Source organism: Romboutsia timonensis, assembly GCF_900106845.1.
Classification (GTDB): Bacteria; Bacillota; Clostridia; order Peptostreptococcales; family Peptostreptococcaceae; genus Romboutsia; species Romboutsia timonensis.
Genome location: NZ_LT629862.1, coordinates 43,717 through 67,052, shown reverse-complemented (window position 1 = coordinate 67,052; position 23,336 = coordinate 43,717). Strand labels below are relative to the sequence as shown.

Annotated in this window: 15 protein-coding genes, 1 pseudogene and 1 riboswitch; all 16 genes and pseudogenes read left to right on the top strand. The window is 29.7% G+C overall.

The annotated features are described in order from the left end of the window. The first annotated feature begins 205 nt into the window (after nt 1-205). The 16 genes and pseudogenes from larB (at nt 206) to htpG (ending at nt 23,173) form a co-directional block, all read left to right on the top strand. On the top strand, nt 206-949 hold the full coding sequence (gene larB / locus BN7997_RS14460) for a nickel pincer cofactor biosynthesis protein LarB (RefSeq protein ID WP_071121530.1): 744 nt from the start codon (nt 206-208) through the stop codon (nt 947-949). Nucleotides 950-976: 27 nt separating this feature from the next. Continuing rightward, nucleotides 977-2,154, top strand: a pseudogene (larC, locus tag BN7997_RS16125) (nickel pincer cofactor biosynthesis protein LarC). A gap of 50 nt (nt 2,155-2,204) precedes the next feature. Beyond that, nucleotides 2,205-2,306, top strand: a riboswitch (purine riboswitch). Nucleotides 2,307-2,507: 201 nt separating this feature from the next. Then, entirely contained in the window at nt 2,508-3,971 is a 1,464-nt protein-coding gene (guaB, locus tag BN7997_RS14445) for an IMP dehydrogenase (protein ID WP_071121527.1), read from the top strand. Nucleotides 3,972-3,974: 3 nt separating this feature from the next. Further along, the gene (gene guaA / locus BN7997_RS14440; RefSeq protein ID WP_071121526.1) at nt 3,975-5,507 is read left to right on the top strand and encodes a glutamine-hydrolyzing GMP synthase; all 1,533 of its coding nucleotides are present in this window, start codon (nt 3,975-3,977) and stop codon (nt 5,505-5,507) included. A gap of 161 nt (nt 5,508-5,668) precedes the next feature. Beyond that, nucleotides 5,669-6,688 (top strand): BMP family lipoprotein, encoded by a 1,020-nt coding sequence (locus BN7997_RS14435; protein WP_071121525.1) that lies wholly within the window; start codon nt 5,669-5,671, stop codon nt 6,686-6,688. A gap of 214 nt (nt 6,689-6,902) precedes the next feature. Continuing rightward, nucleotides 6,903-8,234 carry an NCS2 family permease gene (locus BN7997_RS14430; protein WP_071121524.1) on the top strand — a complete coding sequence of 444 codons (1,332 nt, stop codon included), beginning with the start codon at nt 6,903-6,905 and terminating at the stop codon, nt 8,232-8,234. A gap of 310 nt (nt 8,235-8,544) precedes the next feature. Beyond that, the gene (locus tag BN7997_RS14425; RefSeq protein ID WP_071121523.1) at nt 8,545-9,876 is read left to right on the top strand and encodes an NCS2 family permease; all 1,332 of its coding nucleotides are present in this window, start codon (nt 8,545-8,547) and stop codon (nt 9,874-9,876) included. A gap of 241 nt (nt 9,877-10,117) precedes the next feature. After that, the gene (gene purE, locus BN7997_RS14420; protein ID WP_071121522.1) at nt 10,118-10,594 is read left to right on the top strand and encodes a 5-(carboxyamino)imidazole ribonucleotide mutase; all 477 of its coding nucleotides are present in this window, start codon (nt 10,118-10,120) and stop codon (nt 10,592-10,594) included. 6 nt (nt 10,595-10,600) lie between these two features. Further along, nucleotides 10,601-11,296 (top strand): phosphoribosylaminoimidazolesuccinocarboxamide synthase, encoded by a 696-nt coding sequence (gene purC, locus BN7997_RS14415; RefSeq protein WP_071121521.1) that lies wholly within the window; start codon nt 10,601-10,603, stop codon nt 11,294-11,296. Nucleotides 11,297-11,307: 11 nt separating this feature from the next. Then, complete coding sequence (gene purF / locus BN7997_RS14410; protein WP_071121520.1) at nt 11,308-12,675, top strand: amidophosphoribosyltransferase; 1,368 nt, start codon at nt 11,308-11,310, stop codon at nt 12,673-12,675. Next, nucleotides 12,669-13,739 (top strand): phosphoribosylformylglycinamidine cyclo-ligase, encoded by a 1,071-nt coding sequence (gene purM, locus BN7997_RS14405; protein ID WP_071121519.1) that lies wholly within the window; start codon nt 12,669-12,671, stop codon nt 13,737-13,739. Before purF ends, purM begins: the two co-directional genes overlap by 7 nt. After that, entirely contained in the window at nt 13,733-14,326 is a 594-nt protein-coding gene (gene purN, locus BN7997_RS14400) for a phosphoribosylglycinamide formyltransferase (protein WP_071121518.1), read from the top strand. Before purM ends, purN begins: the two co-directional genes overlap by 7 nt. Further along, nucleotides 14,319-15,851 carry a bifunctional phosphoribosylaminoimidazolecarboxamide formyltransferase/IMP cyclohydrolase gene (gene purH / locus BN7997_RS14395; RefSeq protein WP_071121517.1) on the top strand — a complete coding sequence of 511 codons (1,533 nt, stop codon included), beginning with the start codon at nt 14,319-14,321 and terminating at the stop codon, nt 15,849-15,851. Before purN ends, purH begins: the two co-directional genes overlap by 8 nt. Nucleotides 15,852-15,861: 10 nt before the next feature. After that, complete coding sequence (gene purD / locus BN7997_RS14390) at nt 15,862-17,136, top strand: phosphoribosylamine--glycine ligase (RefSeq protein WP_071121516.1); 1,275 nt, start codon at nt 15,862-15,864, stop codon at nt 17,134-17,136. A gap of 205 nt (nt 17,137-17,341) precedes the next feature. Next, nucleotides 17,342-21,139, top strand: coding sequence for a phosphoribosylformylglycinamidine synthase (locus BN7997_RS14385; RefSeq protein ID WP_071121515.1), 3,798 nt, complete (start codon nt 17,342-17,344; stop codon nt 21,137-21,139). A 162-nt stretch (nt 21,140-21,301) separates the two neighbouring features. Then, complete coding sequence (gene htpG, locus BN7997_RS14380) at nt 21,302-23,173, top strand: molecular chaperone HtpG (protein ID WP_071121514.1); 1,872 nt, start codon at nt 21,302-21,304, stop codon at nt 23,171-23,173. Nucleotides 23,174-23,336 lie beyond the last annotated feature (163 nt).

The following is a 23,336-nucleotide window of genomic DNA, read 5'->3' as shown; positions in this document are numbered from 1 at the left end:
AAGTAACTTTGTTAAATTCTTTAATTGGTTTATACAATTATTATTGAAATCTAACATATACTACTTTTAATCTAAACTAGTAGTGATATAATTTTAATATGTAATATATTGGGAATTTATTATTAGGAAAATTAACTAGTACAATGAATTAATTTTTTAATAATTAAACAAATACTGTAGAATATCAATAAGAGGGGAATTGTATATGGATTTAAGGAAATTATTACAAGATGTTAAAGATGGTTCTACTAATATAGACGATGCATTAAGTTCACTTAAGAACTTACCTTATGAAGATATTGGATATGCTAATATAGATCACCATAGAGAAATAAGAAATGGATATCCAGAAGTCATTTATTGTGAAGGTAAGAGCGATGAACATATACTGGGAATCATAAAACGAATGATGGAAAAGGGGTCGAATATATTAGGAACTAGATGTAGAAAAGAAACTTTTGAAAAAGTAAAAAGAGTTTATCCTAGTTCAGAATATGAAGAAATATCTAAAATATTAAAAATTAAGAATCATAAAATATCTAATATAGGTAAAGGAAAAATCGTAATTGTTAGCGGAGGAACATCTGATATACCTGTTGCAGACGAAGCTTACTATACGGCAAAATTTTTAGGTAATAATGTTGAAAGAGTTTATGATGTTGGGGTTGCTGGAATACATAGATTACTTAATAAAAAACATATATTACAAAGTGCTAGAGTAGTAATTGCAGTAGCGGGAATGGAAGGTGCATTACCAAGTGTTGTAGGTGGTCTTGTTGATGTACCTGTTATAGCAGTTCCTACGTCTGTTGGGTATGGAGCTAATTTTGGTGGCTTATCTGCACTTTTAACTATGTTAAATAGTTGTGCATCTGGTATATCAGTCGTTAATATAGATAATGGATTTGGAGCAGGATATTTAGCATCGATGATAAATAAATTAGATTAGACTTGAGATAGAATTAAGGGGGAATATATGGAAGAAAGAATACTTTATTTTGATATAGTTAATGGTATATCGGGTGATATGACTATAGCTACATTATTGGATTTAGGAATATCTAAAGAAGTTTTTCTAGAAGAAATAAATAAGTTAAATTTAGGTGATGAATTTAATATAAATATACAAGAGGAAAATGAAAATGGAATAGTAGGAACAAAGGTAGAAGTTATTACAAAGGAAGTAAATGCCCATAGACACTTATCCGATATATATGAGATTATAGATAAGTCTTCTCTTAATGAATATGTAAAAGAAAATGCTAAAAAGATATTTATGGTAATAGCTGAGGCAGAAGCTAAAGTTCATGGTACGACTATCGATAAAATACATTTTCATGAGGTTGGTGCAATAGATTCTATAGTAGATGTAGTAAGTGCATGTATATTAGTAGACTTACTATGTGTAGATAAGATATATGCAACAACAGTTCCAGTAGGGTCGGGATTTGTAAAATGTGATCATGGTATTATGCCAGTACCTGCACCTGCAACAATAGAAATTCTAAAAGATGTGCCTATAAAGTTAAATACAGTTAAAGGAGAGTGTACAACACCAACAGGGGCAGCTATAATAAAAACTCTATGTGATGATTTTGTAGATGTATTAGAACTTGAAGTTAAGCAAATTGGTTATGGAATAGGTCATAAGAAGTTTGAAATACCTAATATATTAAGAACTGTTTTAGGTGTAAAAAAAAAGAAGAATTTATATATGAGATAATCGCTAATATTGATGATATGTCTTCTGAAGTATATTCGTATATATACGAAAAATTTATAAATGATGGGGCACTAGATATTTACACTCAAAGTATATATATGAAAAAAAATAGACCTGCAATTAAATTATGTATTTTATGTAAGGAAGATGATTTAAATAAATTTATTGATTTAATGATATTACAAACTAGTACATTTGGAATAAGATATAGCAAGTATAATAGAGTAACATTAGATAGAAAGTTTACTAAAATAGAAACTGAATATGGTAAAATAACAGTTAAATTAGGCTACTATAATGGTAAACTAATCAGGATTACTCCTGAATATGAAGACTGCAAAAATATATCAATAAATAAGAATATTCCTTTAAATAGTTTAGTAAATAATATAAACTATTTGATAAATAAAAAATTTAATATAAATTATTGACATAAGGAATAATTTTTGATAAATTAATACTCAACTTAGTAAATACTTAATTAAATAAAGAATACGTCACTCGTATATACTCAGAAATAAGGTCTGAGAGTTTCTACCGAGATACCGTAAATATCTTGACTATGAGTGAAATTATTATAAATAGCATTAATTAAGTAAATATGTAGGCTGATGAATATCCCTATATATTGGCTACAAAAATGCTTAAAAAATCTGTATAGTAATTTCACTTTAAAAAAATGAAATTACTATGCAGATTTTTTTTATAACCACTTTAAAAACGAACGAAAATAATGTAATATTATAAATATATTCGTAAATTTAAGAAAAGGGGAGAAATAAAGATGGCTAAAATACTAAAAGAAGGCTTAACGTTTGATGATGTTTTATTGATACCACAAAAATCAGAGGTATTACCTAAGGATGTAGATATAACAACTTATTTAACAAAGAAAATAAAATTAAACATTCCCCTAATGAGTGCAGGGATGGATACTGTTACTGAATCTAAAATGGCAATATCTATGGCAAGACAAGGTGGAATAGGTATAATACATAAAAATATGTCTATAGAAGAACAAGCATTAGAAGTTGATAAGGTTAAGAGAAGCGAAAGTGGAGTTATAGTAGATCCTTTCTATTTGTTAAAAGACAATACTTTACAAGATGCAGATGATATAATGGCTAGATATAAAATATCAGGAGTGCCTATAGTAGATGAAAGTCATAAATTAATAGGGATAATAACTAATAGAGATATAAAGTTTGAAGATGACATGACAAAGAATATAGAAGATGTTATGACAAAAGAGAACTTAGTTACAGCTAAAGAAGGAGTAACTTTAGAAGGAGCTCAACAAATATTAAAAACTCATAAAATAGAGAAGTTACCTATAGTAGATGAAGAAGGACACTTAAAAGGATTAATAACTATAAAAGATATAGAAAAGAAAATACAATATCCTAATTCAGCAAAAGACGAACGTGGAAGATTATTATGTGGAGCTGCAGTTGGAATAGGTGCAGACCTTATGGATAGAGTAAGAGCTTTAGTTAAAGCTAATGTTGACGTTATAGTTTTAGACAGTGCACATGGTCATTCAAAAGGTGTTATGGATGCACTTATAAAAGTAAAAGAGACTTATCCGAACCTTCAAGTAATAGCAGGTAACGTAGCAACTCCAGAAGCAACAGAAGATTTAATAAAAGCAGGGGCTGATTGTGTAAAAGTTGGTATAGGACCAGGTTCTATATGTACAACGAGAGTTGTTGCTGGTATAGGGGTTCCTCAAGTTACAGCAGTTATGGACTGTGCAGAAGTTGGTAAAAAATATGGAGTACCTGTAATAGCAGATGGTGGAATCAAATATTCAGGAGATGTTGTTAAAGCATTAGCAGCAGGAGCTTCATTATGTATGATGGGATCATTGTTTGCTGGAACAGAAGAGAGTCCAGGAGAAATAGTACTATATAAAGGAAGATCTTATAAAACATACAGAGGTATGGGATCTATAGGAGCTATGGAAAAAGGTTCTAAAGATAGATATTTCCAAAATGATGCTAAAAAATTAGTACCTGAAGGCGTAGAAGGAATGGTTGCATACAAGGGAAAAGCTGAAGATATAATATTCCAAATGATAGGTGGAATAAGAGCTGGTATGGGTTACTGTGGAGCACCTACACTAGAAGATTTAATGGATAATGCAGCATTTATAAAAATAACAGCAGCATCTTTAAAAGAAAGTCATCCACATGATATAACAATAACTAAAGAAGCACCGAATTACAGCACACAAGGAGAAATATAGCATATGAAGCATGAGTTAGTATTAGTAGTTGACTTTGGAGGTCAATATAATCAATTAATAGCAAGAAGAGTAAGAGAAAATAACGTATATTGTGAAATAATACCTTATACTACAGATATAGAAAAAATAAAATCAATGAATCCTAAGGGGATAATATTCACAGGTGGACCTAACAGTGCATACTTAGAGGATTCACCTAAGATAGCTAAAGAAATATTTGAAATAGGAGTTCCTATACTTGGTATATGTTATGGAATACAAGTAATGTCTCATATATTAGGTGGTAACGTAAGAAAAGGAACAAATGCTGAAAAAGAATATGGAAAGACTGAAATAACATATAAAGAGTCTGCTATATTTGAAGGAATATCTACAAATATAGTATGGATGAGTCATACAGACTTAATAGATAAACTTCCAGAAGGATTTAAATCTATAGCACATACTAAAGATTGTCCTGTAGCAGCTATGGAAAATACAGAGAAAAAATTATATGGAGTACAATTCCACCCAGAAGTTGAACATTGTCAAGATGGAGATAAAGTACTTAGAAACTTCTTATACAATGTTTGTGGGGTAAGTGGAGATTGGACTACAGACTCATTTATAGCTGATAAGATAAAAGAATTAAAAGAAATAATAGGTGATAAAAAAGTACTTTGTGCTTTAAGTGGTGGAGTTGACTCATCAGTAGCAGCAGTACTTGTTCATAAAGCTATAGGTGATAACTTAACTTGCGTATTCGTAGACCATGGTTTACTTAGAAAAAATGAAGGTAACGATGTAGAAAGAATATTCAGAGATAAGTTTGATATGAACTTAATAAGAGTTAACTGTGAAGATAGATTCTTAGGTAAGTTAAAAGGAGTAACAGAACCTGAAGCTAAGAGAAAAATAATAGGTGAAGAGTTCATAAGAGTATTTGAAGAAGAATCAAATAAACTTGGAAAAATGGATTTCTTAGTTCAAGGAACTATATATCCAGATGTAGTTGAAAGTGGACATGGAGAAGCTGCAACTATAAAGTCTCATCATAACGTTGGTGGAATACCTGAAGATATAGAATTCCAAATAGTTGAACCTTTAAGAGAATTATTCAAAGATGAAGTAAGAAAAATAGGTTTAGAATTAGGAATAGATGAAGATTTAATATTTAGACATCCATTCCCAGGACCAGGACTTGGAATAAGAGTTATAGGTGAAGTAACTAAAGAAAAATGTGACATATTAAGAGAAGCAGATGCTATATACATGGATATATTAAAAGAACATGGTTTATACAAAGAGATATGGCAAGCATTTGCTACATTACCAGATGTAAAAACAGTTGGAGTTATGGGAGATGAAAGAACATATGCTTACTTAGTAGGTATAAGAGCTGTTACATCTTCTGACGGAATGACTTCTGATTGGTACAAGATGCCATATGATGTATTAGAAAAGATATCAAATAGAATAGTAAATGAAGTTGACGGAGCAAACAGAGTAGTTTACGATATAACTTCTAAACCACCAGGAACAATAGAGTGGGAATAAAAAATATACCGTATGATTCTAACTTAAATGTATTTTAATGAAGAATATAAAAAGAACTTTATAAAGTATTACTCGAAAAAATAGACAGTATTAGGAATATAAAATATGAATATTATGCAACCTATAATATATGAAATATTTAAAGACACTAGGAGGAAATTATGAAATTTAAAAAAATAGCAGCATTAAGTACTGCAGTAATAATGTCAGCATCTATGTTAGTTGGATGTGGTAATAATAAATCAAAAGAAAATACAGATAAAAGTTTTAAAATTGGAATGGTAGCTGATATCGGTGGTATAAATGATGAATCATTTAACCAAAGTGCATGGGAAGGTCTTCAAAAGGCTGAAAAAGATTTTGGAATAGAAGTAAAGGTAATAGAATCTAAGCAAGCATCAGAATATCTTCAAAATATGGAAAGTTTATTAGATGAAGACGTAGATATGGTAATAGGTGTAGGATACACTATGAAGGAAGATATAGAAAAACAAGCGAAAAACTATCCAGATAAGCAATTTGTATTAATTGATGAAACATATGATAGTATACCTGAAAATGTAACACCTATATTATTTAGAGAAAATGAAGCAGCGTACTTAACTGGACTTGTAGCTGGTAAAATGACAGAAAATAATAATGTAGGATTTATAGGAGGTATCCAAACTCCTGTTATATCTAGATTTGAATATGGATATAAAGCAGGTGTAAAAGAAGCAAATAAAGATTGCAATGTTAATGTACAATATGCAGGAACATTCTCAGATGCAGCAAAAGGTAAATCTATAGCTAATCAAATGTACGGAAATGGTTCAGATATAATACTTGCTGCAGCTGGAGGAACAGGATTAGGATCAATAGAATCTGCTAAAGAACAAAACAAGTATGCTATAGGTGTAGATAGAGATCAAAGTGACTTAGCACCAAAAAATGTATTAACATCAGCATTAAAGAAAGTTAATGTAGGTGTATATGATACAGTAAAAGAATTTGTAGAAGGTAAATTAACAGGTGGACAAGAAAAAGTTTATGGACTTAAGGAAGATGGTGTTGGTATACCAGAAACTACAAAGAATTTAGTACCACAATATATAATAGATTATGTTAACTCTATGATAGAAAAAATAAAGAATGATGAAATAAAAGTTCCAGCTACTGAAGAAGAGTATAAATCTATGTAAAAATAAATTAATAAGTGATATAAAAAAGCCCAATTAAGATTGGGCTTTTTTTATATGTAAAAATACGAACTATTTATAATTAATACATAAAAACATATATACAAATGTAAAAAAATGTTGAAAAATAATTTTTATTATAATATAATTATCCATGCGATTATAATAAAATACGAATTATATGACATATTAAAAATAAAATGTTAGGAGGATGACTATGCAAGCTACTCAAGTAACGAAGCAGAGTTTTCTAGATAAAACTTTCAAATTAAAAGAAAACAAGACAAATATAAGGACAGAGGTTTTAGCAGGAATAACAACATTCATGACAATGGCGTACATATTAGTTGTAAACTCTAATATACTTGCTGATGCAGGAATGGATAAAGGTGCAGCTTTTACTGCTACAGCGATAGGAGCATTTATAGGCTCATGTATAATGGGTATATTAGCAAATTATCCAGTAGCTCTAGCGCCTGGTATGGGGCTTAATGCATTTTTTGCATATACAGTAGTATTAAGTATGGGATATAGCTGGCAGTTTGCACTTTGCGCAGTATTTATAGAAGGTATAATATTTATATTAATGTCTGTAACAAATATTAGAGAGAAAATATTAGATTGTATACCTAATGTTTTAAAGGATTCAATAACGGCTGGTATAGGGCTTTTTATAGCTTTTGTAGGATTAGCAAATTGTGGACTTGTTACAAATGGAGCAACAATACTTCAATTAGGTAATTTACAAGATCCATTAGTGCTATTAACTATATTTGGTTTAATAGTAATATCTATATTACTTGCTAAAAATGTAAAAGGAGCATTCCTTATAGGAATGTTAATAGTATCAGCGGTGGGAATGGCTATCGGTTTAGTAGATGTGCCGAATGCAGTAGTATCTAGTGTACCTTCAATGAAGCCAGTATTCTTACAAGCATTATCAATTCCTTTTGATCAAATATTTAGTTTCGATATGTTTATGGTAGTACTTACATTCTTATTTATGGACTTATTTACTACAGTAGGATGTTTAGTAGGGGTAGCATCAAAAGGTAATATGTTAGATGAAGATGGAAAGTTACCTAGAGTTAAACAAGCACTACTTTCAGATTCGATAGCAACAACAGTTGGAGCATTACTTGGAACATCTACAGTAACATCATATGTTGAAAGTGCGGCAGGTATAGGAGAAGGTGGAAGAACAGGATTAACTGCAATAACAACAGGATTTATGTTCTTACTTGCATTATTCTTTGCACCAATATTTACATCAATACCAACACAAGCAACAGCTCCAGTACTTATATTAGTAGGAGTTATGATGGCAAGTTCACTTACAAAGATAGATTTTGATGATTTTACCAATGCAATACCAGCATTCTTAACATTTGCTATGATGCCACTTGCATACAATATAGCAGATGGAATAATATTTGGTATAATATCATTTACAATATTAAAATTAGTTACTAAGAAAAAAGAAGAAGTGAATATATACTTAATAATACTTTCTATTATATTTGTATTAAAGTTTATATTCTTAAATTAATAATTCAAGAGCTATCTCTATTGAGATAGCCTTTTTATATTTTATAAAGTTTTGATGTCATTATTTAAGTATTAAAAGATAATAGTAATATCGTTAAATGTCTAAAAACATATTTTAATTTATAATTCGTATTTTTAGATGATAATAAGTGATAAAGTTAATAAAATGATGAAAAATATAAAAAACAAATTATAATTACGAACTATAAGGTGAAAAAACAATAAAATACTTGCAAAAAATAGAACTATATAATATAATTACTAATGTAAGATTAGTTAACAAACGAACTATAAATTGGACGGAGGTAAAAATGCAGGCAATTCAAGAAAATAAAAAAAGTTGGTTAGATAAAACTTTTAAATTATCAGAGAATAACACTTCTGTAAAAACAGAAGTAATAGCAGGAATAACAACATTTATGACAATGGCATATATACTAGTTGTAAATGCTAACATACTTTCAGAAACAGGTATGGATAAGGGTGCGGTATTTGCTGCAACAGCAATAGCAGCATTTATAGGAAGTTGTGCAATGGGACTTTTAGCAAATTATCCAATAGCTTTAGCTCCGGGAATGGGACTTAATGCATTCTTTGCATATACAGTAGTTCTAGGAATGGGATATAGTTGGCAATTTGCTTTATGTGCAGTATTAATAGAAGGAATTATATTTATATTACTTACAATAACAAACGTTAGAGAAAAAATAATAGACTGTATACCACCTGTATTAAAACATGCGGTTACAGCTGGAATAGGATTATTTATAGCATTTATAGGATTAGCTAATGCAGGTATAGTAGTTAACGGAGCTACAATACTTCAATTAGGAAACTTAACAGATCCATTAGTATTATTAACTTTATTTGGTTTAATACTAGCTGGGATATTATTAGCTAAAAATGTTAAAGGAGCATTCCTTTTAGCTATGGTAGTTGTATCAGCAATAGGTATGGTAGCAGGACTTGTACAAATACCAAATGCAATAGTATCAGCTGTTCCATCAATAAAGCCGATATTTATGCAAGCTTTATCAGTTCCAATGGATCAAATATTTAGCTTTGATATGGTTGTGGTTGTATTTACATTCTTATTCGTTGATTTATTTGATACAGTAGGATGTTTAGTAGGAGTTGCTTCAAAAGGAGATATGTTAGATGAAAATGGTAAGCTTCCAAAAGCTAAGCAAGCATTATTTGCAGATGCTATAGGAACTACAATAGGAGCTTTAATTGGGACATCTACAGTAACTGCATATGTTGAAAGTGCATCAGGAATAGGTGAAGGTGGAAGAACAGGACTAACATCAATAACAACAGGAGTAATGTTCTTACTTGCATTATTCTTTGCACCGATATTTACATCAATACCAACGCAAGCAACAGCGCCAGTTCTTATATTAGTAGGAGTTATGATGGCAAGTTCGCTTACAAAGATAGATTTTAACGATTTTACAAATGCAATACCAGCATTTTTAACATTTGCTATGATGCCACTTGCTTATAGTATAGCTGATGGAATAATATTTGGTATAATATCTTTCACAGTTTTAAAATTAGCTACTAATAAGAAGAGTGAAGTAAACTTATCGTTAATATTACTTTCAATATTATTTATATTAAAATTTGTATTCTTAAAATAATAAACTAGCCTAGCACTAAAAAGTGCTAGGCTTTTTAATTTTTAAAGTTAATAATAATATACGAATTATTAATGAAGTTTTAAAGTTAAAGTTCGTAAAATACTTGATAATTTATGAAATATATAATAAAATATAAATATAATATTACGGAATACAAAGAATATTAAAACATTAATGGTTAATAATATTCGAATAGTTTTAACGAAAATGAATGACATATCATATTTATGGAGGGGTAAACATGAAAGTAGCTGTAATAATGGGGTCAAAGTCAGATTATCCTAAATTAGAAGATGGGATAAAGTTATTAGAAAGATTTGATGTAGAAGTTTCTGTAAGAGCACTGTCAGCACATAGAACACCAAAGCAATTAGTATCATTTTTAGAAGAAATAGAAAATGATACAGACGTAATAATAGGAGCAGCAGGAAAAGCAGCACATTTACCTGGAGTAATAGCTTCTCATACATTAATACCAGTAGTAGGCTTACCAATAAAATCATCGACAATGGATGGTTTAGATTCACTTTTATCAATAGTTCAAATGCCGCCAGGTATACCTGTAGCAACAGTAACAATAGATTCAGGTATAAATGCAGCATTAATGGCACTTCAAATTATGAGTATTAAATATCCAAAAGTAAAAGAAGATTTAGTTTTATATAGAAAAGAAATGGAAGAAAAAGTACTAGAAGATGATAAAAACTTAAGGGGGTAATTTATTATGTTATTATATGAAGGAAAGGCAAAAAAAGTATATTCTACAGAAAGTGAAAATGAGTTTATAGTTTATTTTAAAGATGATGCAACAGCATTCAATGGGGAGAAAAAAGCTCAAATATCATCAAAAGGTATTTTAAATAATAAAATTTCTACAATAATATTTGAAATGTTACACGAGAAACAAATCAAAACTCACTTCGTAAAAAAAATATCAGAAAGAGAAATGTTAGTTAAGAAAGTTGAAATACTACCACTTGAAGTAATAGTAAGAAATATAACAGCAGGATCATTCTGCAAGAGATATGGGGTAGAAGAAGGTATAGTTTTAGATGAGCCAATATTCGAATTATCTTACAAAAATGATGCATACGGAGATCCTATGTTAAATGATGACCATGCTGTAGCAATGAAATTAGCTACTAGAGAAGAATTACAATTCCTAAGAAATGAAGCCTTAAAAATAAATGAAATTATGAAGGAATTTTTCTTAAAAATGAACTTAAAGTTAGTAGACTTTAAATTAGAGTTTGGGAAAGATAGTGAAGGAAATATAATATTAGCGGATGAGGTATCTCCTGATACTTGTAGACTTTGGGATGTAGACACAAATGAAAAATTAGATAAAGACAGATTCAGAAGAGATCTTGGAGATTTAGTACAAGGTTATGAAGAAGTTCTTGCTAGAATGAGTAACTAGGAGGACATTTTATGTGTGGTATAGTAGGGATTTATTCAAATAAAGATATAGCTAAAGAATTATATTACTCTTTATATTCAATTCAACATAGAGGCCAAGAAAGTTGTGGAATGGCAATATCTAATGGTAACAATATAAATTATAAAAAAGATATGGGCTTAGTTGGAGATGTATTTAAAGAAAATGAACTAGCAAATTTAAAAGGAAATATAGGTATAGGGCATGTTAGATACTCAACAGCTGGAGGAAGCCATTTAGCAAACTGTCAACCCCTTGTTGGGAGATGTAGAAAAAGAGAATTAGCTTTAGCTCATAACGGAAATCTAGTAAATGCAAATTACTTAAGAGATATGCTAGAAGAAGATGGATATATGTTTCAAGCAAATTCTGACACAGAAGTGATTTTATATATATTAGCTAGATATTATAAAGGAGATATAGTAGAAAGTATAAAAATAACTATGGACTATATAAAGGGAGCATACTCTCTTGTAATAATGGGAGAAGATGAGTTAGTAGCAGTTAGAGATCCACATGGATTTAGACCTCTAGTATTAGGTAAAAAAGGTGATGAGTATATATTTGCTTCAGAAAATTGTGCAATAGATATACTTGGTGGAGAAGTAATAAGAGATGTTGAACCTGGTGAAATAATAGTTGCAAAAGATGGTAAACTTAAATCTTATTTCTACTCTGAAAATTATAAACCAGTTAAGAAAAGTTGTATATTTGAACATATTTACTTTGCAAGAAATGATGCAACTATAGATAATGTAAATGCATATGACTTTAGAGTTAAATGTGGAGAAGTATTAGCTAAAGATGAGGATATAAAAGCTGATATAGTAGTACCAGTTCCTGATTCAGGATGGGCAGGAGCAGTAGGTTATTCTAATGAAAGTAAACTTCCTTTAAGTGAAGGCCTAGTTAAAAATAGATATGTAGGTAGAACATTTATAAAACCTACTCAAGAAGAAAGAGAAATAGGGGTTAAGATAAAATTAAATCCATTATCAAATGTAGTAAAAGGTAAATCTATAGTTTTAGTCGATGATTCTGTAGTTAGAGGAACAACTTCTAAACTAATAGTAAAATCACTTAGAGATGCAGGTGCTAGTGAAATTCACTTAAGAATAACATCTCCTCCAGTACAGTACTCTTGTTACTATGGTATAGATACACCGCATCGCTCAAACCTAATAGCTTCAGGTAATGATGTAGAGTATATTAGAGAATATATAGGGTGTGATTCTTTAAAATTCTTAGATATAGATTTAATGATAGAAGCTACAGAAAATAAAGCTACTTTTTGCAAAGCTTGCTTTGATGGAGATTATCCAGTTAAGAAATTAGATAGGGAGGAACTACTTTCATGTTAACATACAAACAATCAGGTGTAGATATAGACGAGGGAAACAGAGCAGTAGATCTTATAAAAGGGAAAATAAAATCTACTTATGATAATAATGTAATAGGTGATTTAGGAAACTTTAGTGGACTATATAGCCTAAATGAATTTGTAGGCATGGAAGAACCAGTTTTACTTTCTTCTACTGATGGAGTTGGTACTAAATTAAGATTAGCTCAAATGATGGATAAACATGATACAGTAGGGATAGATTTAGTTGCAATGTGTGTCAATGATTTAATATGTCAAGGCGCTAAACCATTATTCTTTTTAGATTATATCGCTACTGGAAAACTAGTTGCAGAAAATATAGATCAAATAGTTGGTGGTATAGTAGATGGATGTAAAATGGCAGGATGTGCGTTAATAGGTGGAGAAACTGCTGAGATGCCAGGAATGTATGCTGAAGATGATTATGATTTAGCAGGATTTTCTGTTGGTATAGCAGATAAGGCGAAGATAGTTTCAGGTCAAAATGTTAAATCAGGGGATGTTTTAATAGGGATATCATCAAGTGGGGTACACAGTAACGGATACTCTTTCATAAGAAAAATATTCTTAGATACATATAACTATAACATAGATCAATATATAGAAGAATTAGGAATGACTTTAGGAGAAGTTTTATTAACTCCAACAAAAATATACGTTAAGTTAGTATTAGATTTATTAAAACGATATGATATAAAATCGATAGCTCATATAACTGGTGGTGGAGTTATAGAAAATATACCAAGAGTTATACCTAAAGGTTTAGGAATAGATATAAATAAAAATTCTTGGGAAAAGCCAGCAATATTTAAAGTAATAGAAAGCTTCAACGCTATAGATGAAAGAGAACTACATAAGAGTTTTAATATGGGAATCGGATTAGTTATGGTAGTTGAAAAAGATAAAGCTGAAGAAGTAGTTAATTTTATAAATAATAGAGAAGAAGAAATACATGTAGATGCAAAATATACTGAATTAATGAAAGACAGAGCTTATATAATAGGTGAAGTTGTTGATACTCATGAAGGAGTAAATTTATGTTAAACATTGGGGTTTTAATATCTGGTGGAGGTACAAATTTACAAGCTATTATAGATGAAACAAAATCAGGTGGAATAAATGGTACAGTAAAGCTTGTTATTTCAAATAAAGAAGACGCCTATGGTTTAGAAAGGGCTAGATTAAGTGGTATTAAAGCCATTTATGAAACTGATGAAGATAAAATAATAGGGCTATTAAAAGAAAATAACATAGATTTAATAGTTTTAGCAGGATATTTAAAAATAATAACTCCTAAATTTGTGGATGAATTTAGAAATAAAATAATAAATATTCATCCATCGTTAATACCTTCTTTCTGTGGAAAGGGGTATTACGGTGAAAAGGTACACCAAGGTGTTATAGATTATGGTGCGAAGGTAACTGGAGCTACAGTACATTTTGTAGATGAGGGAGCAGATACTGGAGCAATAATAATGCAAGAAACTGTAAATGTAGAACAAGATGATGATGCAAAGTCTCTTGCAAAAAGAGTTTTAGAAGTTGAACATAGGATTTTAAAAGAAAGTATAAGATTGTTCTGTGAAAATAAATTAAGTATTCAGGGTAGGAGAGTGTTTATAAATGAGTAAAAGAGCATTAATAAGTGTGACAGATAAAAGTGGAGTAGTCGAATTTGCTAGAGAATTAAACAATCTAGGATATGAAGTTATATCTACTGGTAATACATTTAAGATACTAAAAGAGAATGGGGTAAATGCAATAACAATTGACGAAGTTACAAAATTCCCAGAAATGCTAGACGGAAGAGTTAAGACATTAAATCCATATATACATGGTGGAATACTTTATAAAAGAGATGAAAAATCTCATGTGGATACTGTAAATGAATACAATATAGGTTCTATAGATTTAGTAGTAGTTAACTTATATGATTTTGAAGGAACTTTAAAGGCTGGAAAAAGCCATGAAGAAATGATAGAAAACATAGATATAGGTGGACCATCTATGATACGTTCTGCTGCTAAAAACTATAAAGATGTAACAATAATAGTTGATGTAGCTGATTATGACACTATAATAGAAAAACTAAAAAATAATGAGTTAACTTTAGAAGATAGAAAAAGGCTAGCTTATAAGGCATTCTCAACTACAGCAAGATATGATGCTCTTATATCTACTTATTTTGCTAATGAAGTAGGTGATAAGTACCCAGAAATACTTAATTTAACTTTCCAAAAGGAACAAACTTTAAGATATGGAGAAAATCCACATCAAGCAGGTATTTTATATAGCCAAACAAATACGAAAAATCCAATATTAAATTATGAACAATTAAACGGAAAAGAACTTTCTTTTAATAATATAAATGATTTACATGGATGCTTAGAAGTTATGAGAGAATTTAAAGATAGTGAAGAAGTTGTTTCAGTAGCTATAAAACATACCAATCCATGTGGAGTAGGAATTGGAGCTAATGCTTTAGAAGCTTATACAAAATGTTATGAAGCTGATACAGTTTCAATATTTGGTGGAATAGTAGGGATAACTTCAACAGTAGATGTTGAAACTGCTAAGAAGTTAAATGAAATATTCCTAGAAATAGTAGTAGCTTATGATTTTACAGAAGAAGCTTTAGATGTTTTAAGACAAAAGAAAAACTTAAGGGTATTAAAATTAGCTAAAATCGAAGAGAGTTTACAACCATACGATATGAAGTATTTAGATGGTAAGTTATTAATACAAGATAAAAACAATGTATTAGCTGATAAGTATGAAGCAGTAACAAAAGTGAAACCTTCTAAAGAGCAACTTAGAGATATGGAATTTAGTATGAAAATAGTTAAAAACATGAAATCAAATGCCATAGTTATAGTTAAAGATGGTCAAACTTTAGCATCAGGGTGTGGTCAAACATCAAGAATATGGGCACTTAAAAATGCTTTAGAAAATAACAAAGATAAAGATTTCAAAGGTGCAGTACTTGCTTCAGATGCATTCTTCCCATTTGATGATTGTGTAACATTAGCTAATGAGTATGGAATAAGTGCAGTGGTTCAACCAGGGGGTTCAATAAAAGACCAAGACTCAATAGATGCTTGTGATAAATATGAAATGACAATGGTGTTTACAGGAACAAGACACTTTAAACACTAGGGGGTAATTTATGAAAATATTAATTGTAGGCGGTGGTGGAAGGGAACATGCCATAGCTTGGAAATTAAGTAAAGAAAATAATGTTGAAAAAATCTATTGTGCTCCAGGTAATGCAGGGATAGCAAAAGTTGCACAATGTGTAAATATAAGTGATAGTGATATAGAAAATTTAGTAAAGTTTGCAAAAGAAAATAACATAGATTTAACTGTAGTTGGACCAGAGGTTCCCCTTGTAAATGGTATAGTAGATGAATTTGAAAAAGAAGGTCTTAAAATATTTGGACCAAACAAAGAATGCTCTACATTTGAGGGAAGTAAGGCATTTTCTAAAGACTTTATGATAAGACATAATATACCAACTGCTAAATATAAAGAATATACAAATTTAGATGAAGCTATAAGCGAAATCGATAGTTTTGGATATCCTGTAGTTATAAAAGCTGATGGGTTGGCAGCTGGAAAAGGTGTTGTAATACCAGAAAATAGAGAAGATGCTATAAATACTTTAAAGGAAATGATGAGTGATAAAAAGTTTGGAAGTGCTGGAGAAAAGATAGTAGTAGAAGAGTTTTTATCAGGTATTGAAACTTCTATATTAGCATTTGTAGATAACAATACAATAGTTCCTATGGTAAGTGCTAAAGATCACAAGAAAGTATACAACTTTGAAAAAGGTCCAAACACAGGAGGAATGGGTACTTTTTCTCCAAGTGAAATCTATACAGATGAGTTGTCTAAAGAAATAAGCGAGAAAGTATTAAATAGAACTTTAGAAGGTTTCAAAAAAGATAATTTAAATTATAAAGGAGTATTATTTATAGGACTTATGATAACTGAAGATGGTCCAAAGGTACTTGAATATAATGTAAGATTTGGAGATCCTGAAACTCAATCTGTTTTATTCAGATTAGAAACTGACTTACATAAAATAATGGAAGCTATATTAGATAATAAATTAAAAGATATAGAAATTAATTATAAAAAAGAAGAAGCTGTTTGTGTAATGCTTACATCAGGTGGATACCCAGAAGATTATGAAAAAGGTAAAGTGATAACTGGCCTTGAAGATTTAGATGAAGATATAGTTGTATTTCATAGTGGAACTAAGATGTTAGACGGAAACTTAGTTACTAATGGTGGTAGAGTTATAGGAATAACAACAAGTGCAGGCAGTGTAGAAGAAGCTGCTAAAAAGGTATATAAAAATATAGAGAAAATAAACTTTGAAGGAATGCATTATAGAACTGATATAGGGATTAAGTTTTGTGAAGAAATATCTTTTTAAGTATAAATCTTAAAATTAGATAAAATAGTTAGGGATTTAATTAAAAAATAGATTTTATGGCTTAAATAATAAAATTTAAGTCATAAAATCTGACTTATAATAAGTGACTCGTTACCAGGTTGTTTAAATCATATATTTGAGCAAGGTGTTAACGAGCTACCTAGTTAGTATTGTCATTTTAATTATATAAAAAGGGAGAAAAGATATGTTAAGTACTATAAGTTTAGAGTCAAGTGTTAGAAGAATATTAGTTGAAAAAAGACAAGGATTTGACCTTGAAGCTAAAGCTTTAAAAAAGGATTTAATAGAAAGTTTACACATAGATACTATAGAAAACGTAAGAATTTTAAATAGATATGACATAGAAGGAATAGATGGAGAAGTATATGAAAATGCAGCAAAAACAATATTTTCAGAGCCTAACTTAGATATTGTTTATCATGAAACACTAGAGTTTAATGAAGGGGAAAGAGTATTTGCTATAGAATATCTTCCAGGTCAATATGATCAAAGAGGAGATTGGGCAGCTCAATGTATACAAATAGTAAATGAAGGTAATAGACCAGAAATAAATACTGCTAAATTATATATATTAACAGGAAATATAACAGATGAACAGTTTGATAAAATAAAAGATTATATAATAAATCCAGTTGATAGTAGAGAAGCTTCTTTAGAAAAACCAGAAAGTTTAAAGATGGAAACAGAAATTCCTACAGAAGTAGAAATATTAGATGGATTTATAGATTTAAATGAAGAAGGGTTAAAAGTATTTTTAAAGAATAACGGACTTGCTATGACATTAGGTGATTTAGCTCATGTTCAAGGATATTTTAAAAATACTGAAAAGAGAAATCCTACAATAACAGAGATAAAAGTCTTAGATACTTATTGGTCAGATCACTGTAGACATACGACATTCATGACTGAAATAGAAGATGTAAAAATAGAAAGTGGTAAGTACACAGATATAATAAAAGAAGCTTATGATATGTATCTTGAATCAAGAAAAAATGTTTATATAGATAGACAAAAAGATATATGCTTAATGGATATAGCAACTATAGCTATGAAAGAATTAAGAAAACGAGGTAAATTAGAAGATTTAGATGTAAGTGAAGAAATAAATGCTTGTAGTATAAATGTTGATGTTGAAATAGATGGAGAAGTAGAACCATATTTAGTAATGTTTAAAAATGAAACGCACAACCATCCAACAGAAATAGAACCATTTGGTGGAGCTGCAACTTGTTTAGGTGGAGCAATAAGAGACCCATTATCAGGAAGAAGTTATGTATATCAAGCAATGAGAGTAACAGGAAGTGCAGATCCAAGAACAACTTTAGAAGATACATTGCCAGGTAAGCTTATGCAAAGAAAAATAACTACTGAGGCTGCTCATGGATATAGTTCATATGGTAACCAAATAGGACTTACAACTGGTCAAGTTGCAGAAGTTTATGATGAAGACTTCGTTGCAAAGAGAATGGAAATCGGTGCAGTAATAGCTGCAGCTCCTAAAGAAAATGTAGTAAGAGAAGTTCCACAAAATGGTGACATAGTTATACTTCTTGGAGGAAAAACAGGAAGAGATGGATGTGGAGGAGCTACAGGTTCATCTAAAGAGCATAGCGAAGAATCAATACTTACTTGTAGCGCAGAAGTTCAAAAAGGAGATGCACCAAATGAGAGAAAGATACAAAGATTCTTCAGAAATAAAGAAGTAGCACAAATGATAAAAAGATGTAATGACTTCGGAGCAGGTGGAGTATGTGTTGCTATAGGAGAAGTTGCAGATAGCTTAGATATAAATCTAGATTTAGTTCCTAAAAAATATGATGGACTTGATGGAACTGAAATAGCTATATCAGAATCGCAAGAACGTATGGCAGTAGTTATAAATGCTTCTAATAAAGATAAATTCATAGACTTAGCAAGACAAGAAAACTTAGAGGCAACTCATGTAGCTACAGTAACTGATACTGGATATATGAGAATGTTCTGGAATGGTAAAGCAATAGTTAATATGAGTAGAAATTTCATAGAAACAAATGGAGTTAAACAAACTACTAAAGTTCATGTTGATAAAGTTAACGAAGAAAGCACATTCTTTAAAAGTGAGTTAAAAGAAAGAGAAAGTGAATTAGCTATAGAAGAAGATATAAAAGATAAATTTATGGAAGTATTATCAGACTTAAATGTTTGTTCTAAAAAAGGATTAGTAGAAAGATTTGATAATACAATAGGTTCAAATACTGTACTTATGCCATTTGGTGGTAAGTATCAAGCAACAGAAGCTCAAGGTATGGTAGCAAAAATACCAGTACTTGGTGGAGAAACTAATACTTCAACAATAATGACATATGGATATAACCCTAAAATAGGAAAATGGAGCCCATTCCACGGTGCATTATATGCAGTAGTTGAATCTGTGTGTAAAGCTGTGGCTATTGGGGGTAAATATGATTCGATAAGACTTACTTTACAAGAGTATTTCGAAAAACTTGGGGATAACCCTACAAAATGGGGTAAACCATTTGCAGCACTTTTAGGTGCATATTATGCTCAAAATAGACTTGGTATACCTGCAATAGGTGGAAAAGACAGTATGTCAGGAACATTTAAAGATATAGATGTACCACCAACATTAGTATCATTTGCTGTGGATACTGTGGATGCAGAATATGTAGTATCACAAGAATTCAAGAAAACTAATTCACAAGTTGTAATGTTATCAACAGATAGATTAGAAAATGATGTAGTTGACTTTGAAATGTTAAAGAAAAACCTAGATAAAGTAACAGAACTTATACACAATAAACAGGTATTATCAACATATGCACTTGGATTTGGTGGTATAGGGGAAGCTATAAGTAAAATGGCATTTGGTAATAGAATAGGATTTAAGTTTAATGAAGGTGTAGAAGATTTATTTAAACCGAACTATGGAAATATAGTACTTGAATTAGCAAGTGAAGATTTAAGTTTATTAGATGGATATAACTATATAGTACTAGGATCTACAACAGAAGAACAAAGTATAATAATAGAAAATGAAGAAATATCATTAGAAGAATTATATAATGCTCATTGTGAAACACTAGAGCCTATATTCCCAACTAAGTCAGTAGATATAAAAGAAAAGATAGAGACTATAAACTTTATATCTCAAGGTGAGGCTAAAAAATCATCTATAACTATAGCAAAACCAAGAGTATTCATACCAACGTTCCCTGGAACAAACTGTGAATACGACTTACAAAGAGCTTTTGAAAAAGCAGGAGCAAACACAAATATAGAAGTGTTTAAGAACTTAACATATAAAGATATAGAAGACTCTATAGAAACTATAGTTAAACAAATACGTAAGTCACAAATAATAATGTTACCTGGAGGGTTCAGTGCAGGTGATGAGCCAGATGGTTCAGCTAAGTTTATGGCTACAGTATTTAGAAATCCTAAAGTCGCTGAAGCTGTTAATGAATTCTTAACTAAGCAAGATGGATTAATGCTAGGGATATGTAACGGATTCCAAGCACTTATAAAACTTGGATTAGTTCCATATGGTGAAATAAGAGAAACTACAGTTGATGCACCTACATTAACTTATAATAACATAGGTAGACATCAATCTAAGATAGTTAGAACAAGAATAGCGTCGAATAAATCTCCATGGCTTAAAGCTACAGAAGTTGGAGATACTCACAGTATAGCAATATCTCATGGAGAAGGTAAATTTGTTGCTAGTGAAGAAGTTATGAGACAGTTAATAGCTAATGGTCAAATAGCTACTCAGTATGTAGATTTCAATGATAATGCTACGTATGATATAGATTTTAATCCAAATGGTTCAACTTATGCAGTTGAAGGTATAACAAGTGCTGATGGTAGAATATTTGGTAAGATGGGCCACTCTGAGAGAATAGGAGAGCATGTTATAAAGAATATAATAGGTGAAAAGGATCAAAATATATTTGAATCTGGAGTAAATTACTTTAAATAAGATTTTATTAAAGAATAGTATATTGATTTGTCAGTATACTATTCTTTTTATATTTGCTAGCACTCTACACTTGACAGTGCTAACAAAAGTGATACAATAATACCTATAAAGGGAACTTAATTTTATCCCATAAATTTTTAATTAAAATTAGGAGGAGATAAAATGACAAATCAAAAGGGTAGTATATCAATACATGCGGAAAATATTTTTCCAATAATAAAGAAATGGTTATATTCAGACAAAGATATATTTATAAGAGAACTTATAAGCAATGGTTGCGATGCAGTAAATAAATACAAAAAACTAATTTCATTAGGTGAAGCTAAAGGTAATACTGATGAAAATTATAAAATAAAAGTATCTATAGATAAAGAAAATTCAGCACTTATATTTGAAGACAATGGTATAGGTATGACTGCTGAAGAAGTAGAAAAATATATAAATCAAGTTGCATTCTCAGGTGCAGAAGATTTCTTCAACACATATAAAGATAAAATGAATGAAGAAAATGATATAATAGGACACTTTGGATTAGGATTCTATTCTTCTTTTATGGTATCTAAAAAAGTACAAATAGATACACTATCGTATAAAGAAAATGCAACACCAGTAAGATGGGTAAGTGAAGATGGATTAGAATTTGAATTGACACAATCAGATAATAGAGAGACAAGAGGAACAACAATTACATTATTCTTAGCAGATGATAGTAAAGAGTTCCTAGAAGAATACACAGTAAGAAATATAATAGATAAATATTGTTCATTCTTGCCAGTTGATATATATTTAGAAACTATAAAAACAGAAGAAACAAAAGAAGATGAAGTAGTAGATACAACACCTATAAATGATACAAATCCATTATGGCTAAAAGCTCCAAAGGATTGTACGGATGAAGAATATAAAGAGTTCTATAGAAAAGTATTTAAGACTTTTGATGAACCGTTATTCTGGATACACTTAAATGTAGATTATCCATTTAATTTAAAAGGAATATTATATTTCCCTAAATTAAAAAATGAATTTGAGCTTATAGAAGGTAAGGTTAAATTATACAATAACCAAGTATTCGTAGCAGATAATATAAAAGAAGTTATACCAGAATTCTTACTATTATTAAAAGGTGTAATAGACTGCCCAGATTTACCTTTAAATGTTTCTAGAAGTTTCTTACAAAATGATAGAGATGTAAGTAAAATTTCTAAACATATAGTTAAAAAGGTTGCAGATAAATTAAAATCATTATATAAAAATGAAAGAGAAAATTATGAAAAGTTCTGGGATGATATACAAGTATTTATTAAGTTTGGATGCTTAAAAGATGAAAGCTTCTATGATAAGGTAAAAGATAGTATATTATTCAAAACTATAAACTCACAATATATAACTCTTAATGATTACTTAGAAAATTGTAAAGAAAAACATGAAAACAAGGTATTCTATGTAAGTAATGAAGAGCAACAATCACAATATATAAAGCTATTTAAAGATTATGGATTAGATGCAGTTATATTAGATTCTACAATAGATAATCATTTTATATCTATGATAGAATTTAAAAATCAAGGCGTACACTTTAATAGAATAGACGCAGATTTATCTGATATATTAAAGGAAAATGATAATGAAGATAATAAAGAAATAAAAACTGATATAGAAAACCTATTTAAAGATGTTATAGGCGATAGAATAAATAATTATTCAGTAGAAAGCCTAAAGAGTGAAGATACACCAGCTATTATATTAATTTCAGAACAATCTAGAAGAATGGCTGAAATGCGATCTCAATTCGCAGGAATGGACTTTGGTATGAGTTTTGAAGAAGAAAAGACTTTAGTTATAAATAATAATAGTTCTATAGTTAAAAAATTAGTTTCATTAAAAGATGATGAAAGTAAAAAAGAACAAATATCATTAATTTGTAATCAAATAGTAGATATAGCTTTATTATCTAATAAAGAATTAGATTCTAAACAATTAGATGAATTTATAAAGAGAAATAATCAACTTATGAGTATGGTAATTTCATTATAAAATATTATAAATTTATAGAATTAAATAGTAGGAATAAGATAAGATATGTGTTTATTTTGAAGTAATTTATAGTATAATATAAACATAAAGAAATAAAAAAAGAAATTACAGTCTTGTGGAATAGAGTGTGGTTTCTATATAAATAAAAAATTATTTTTTGATG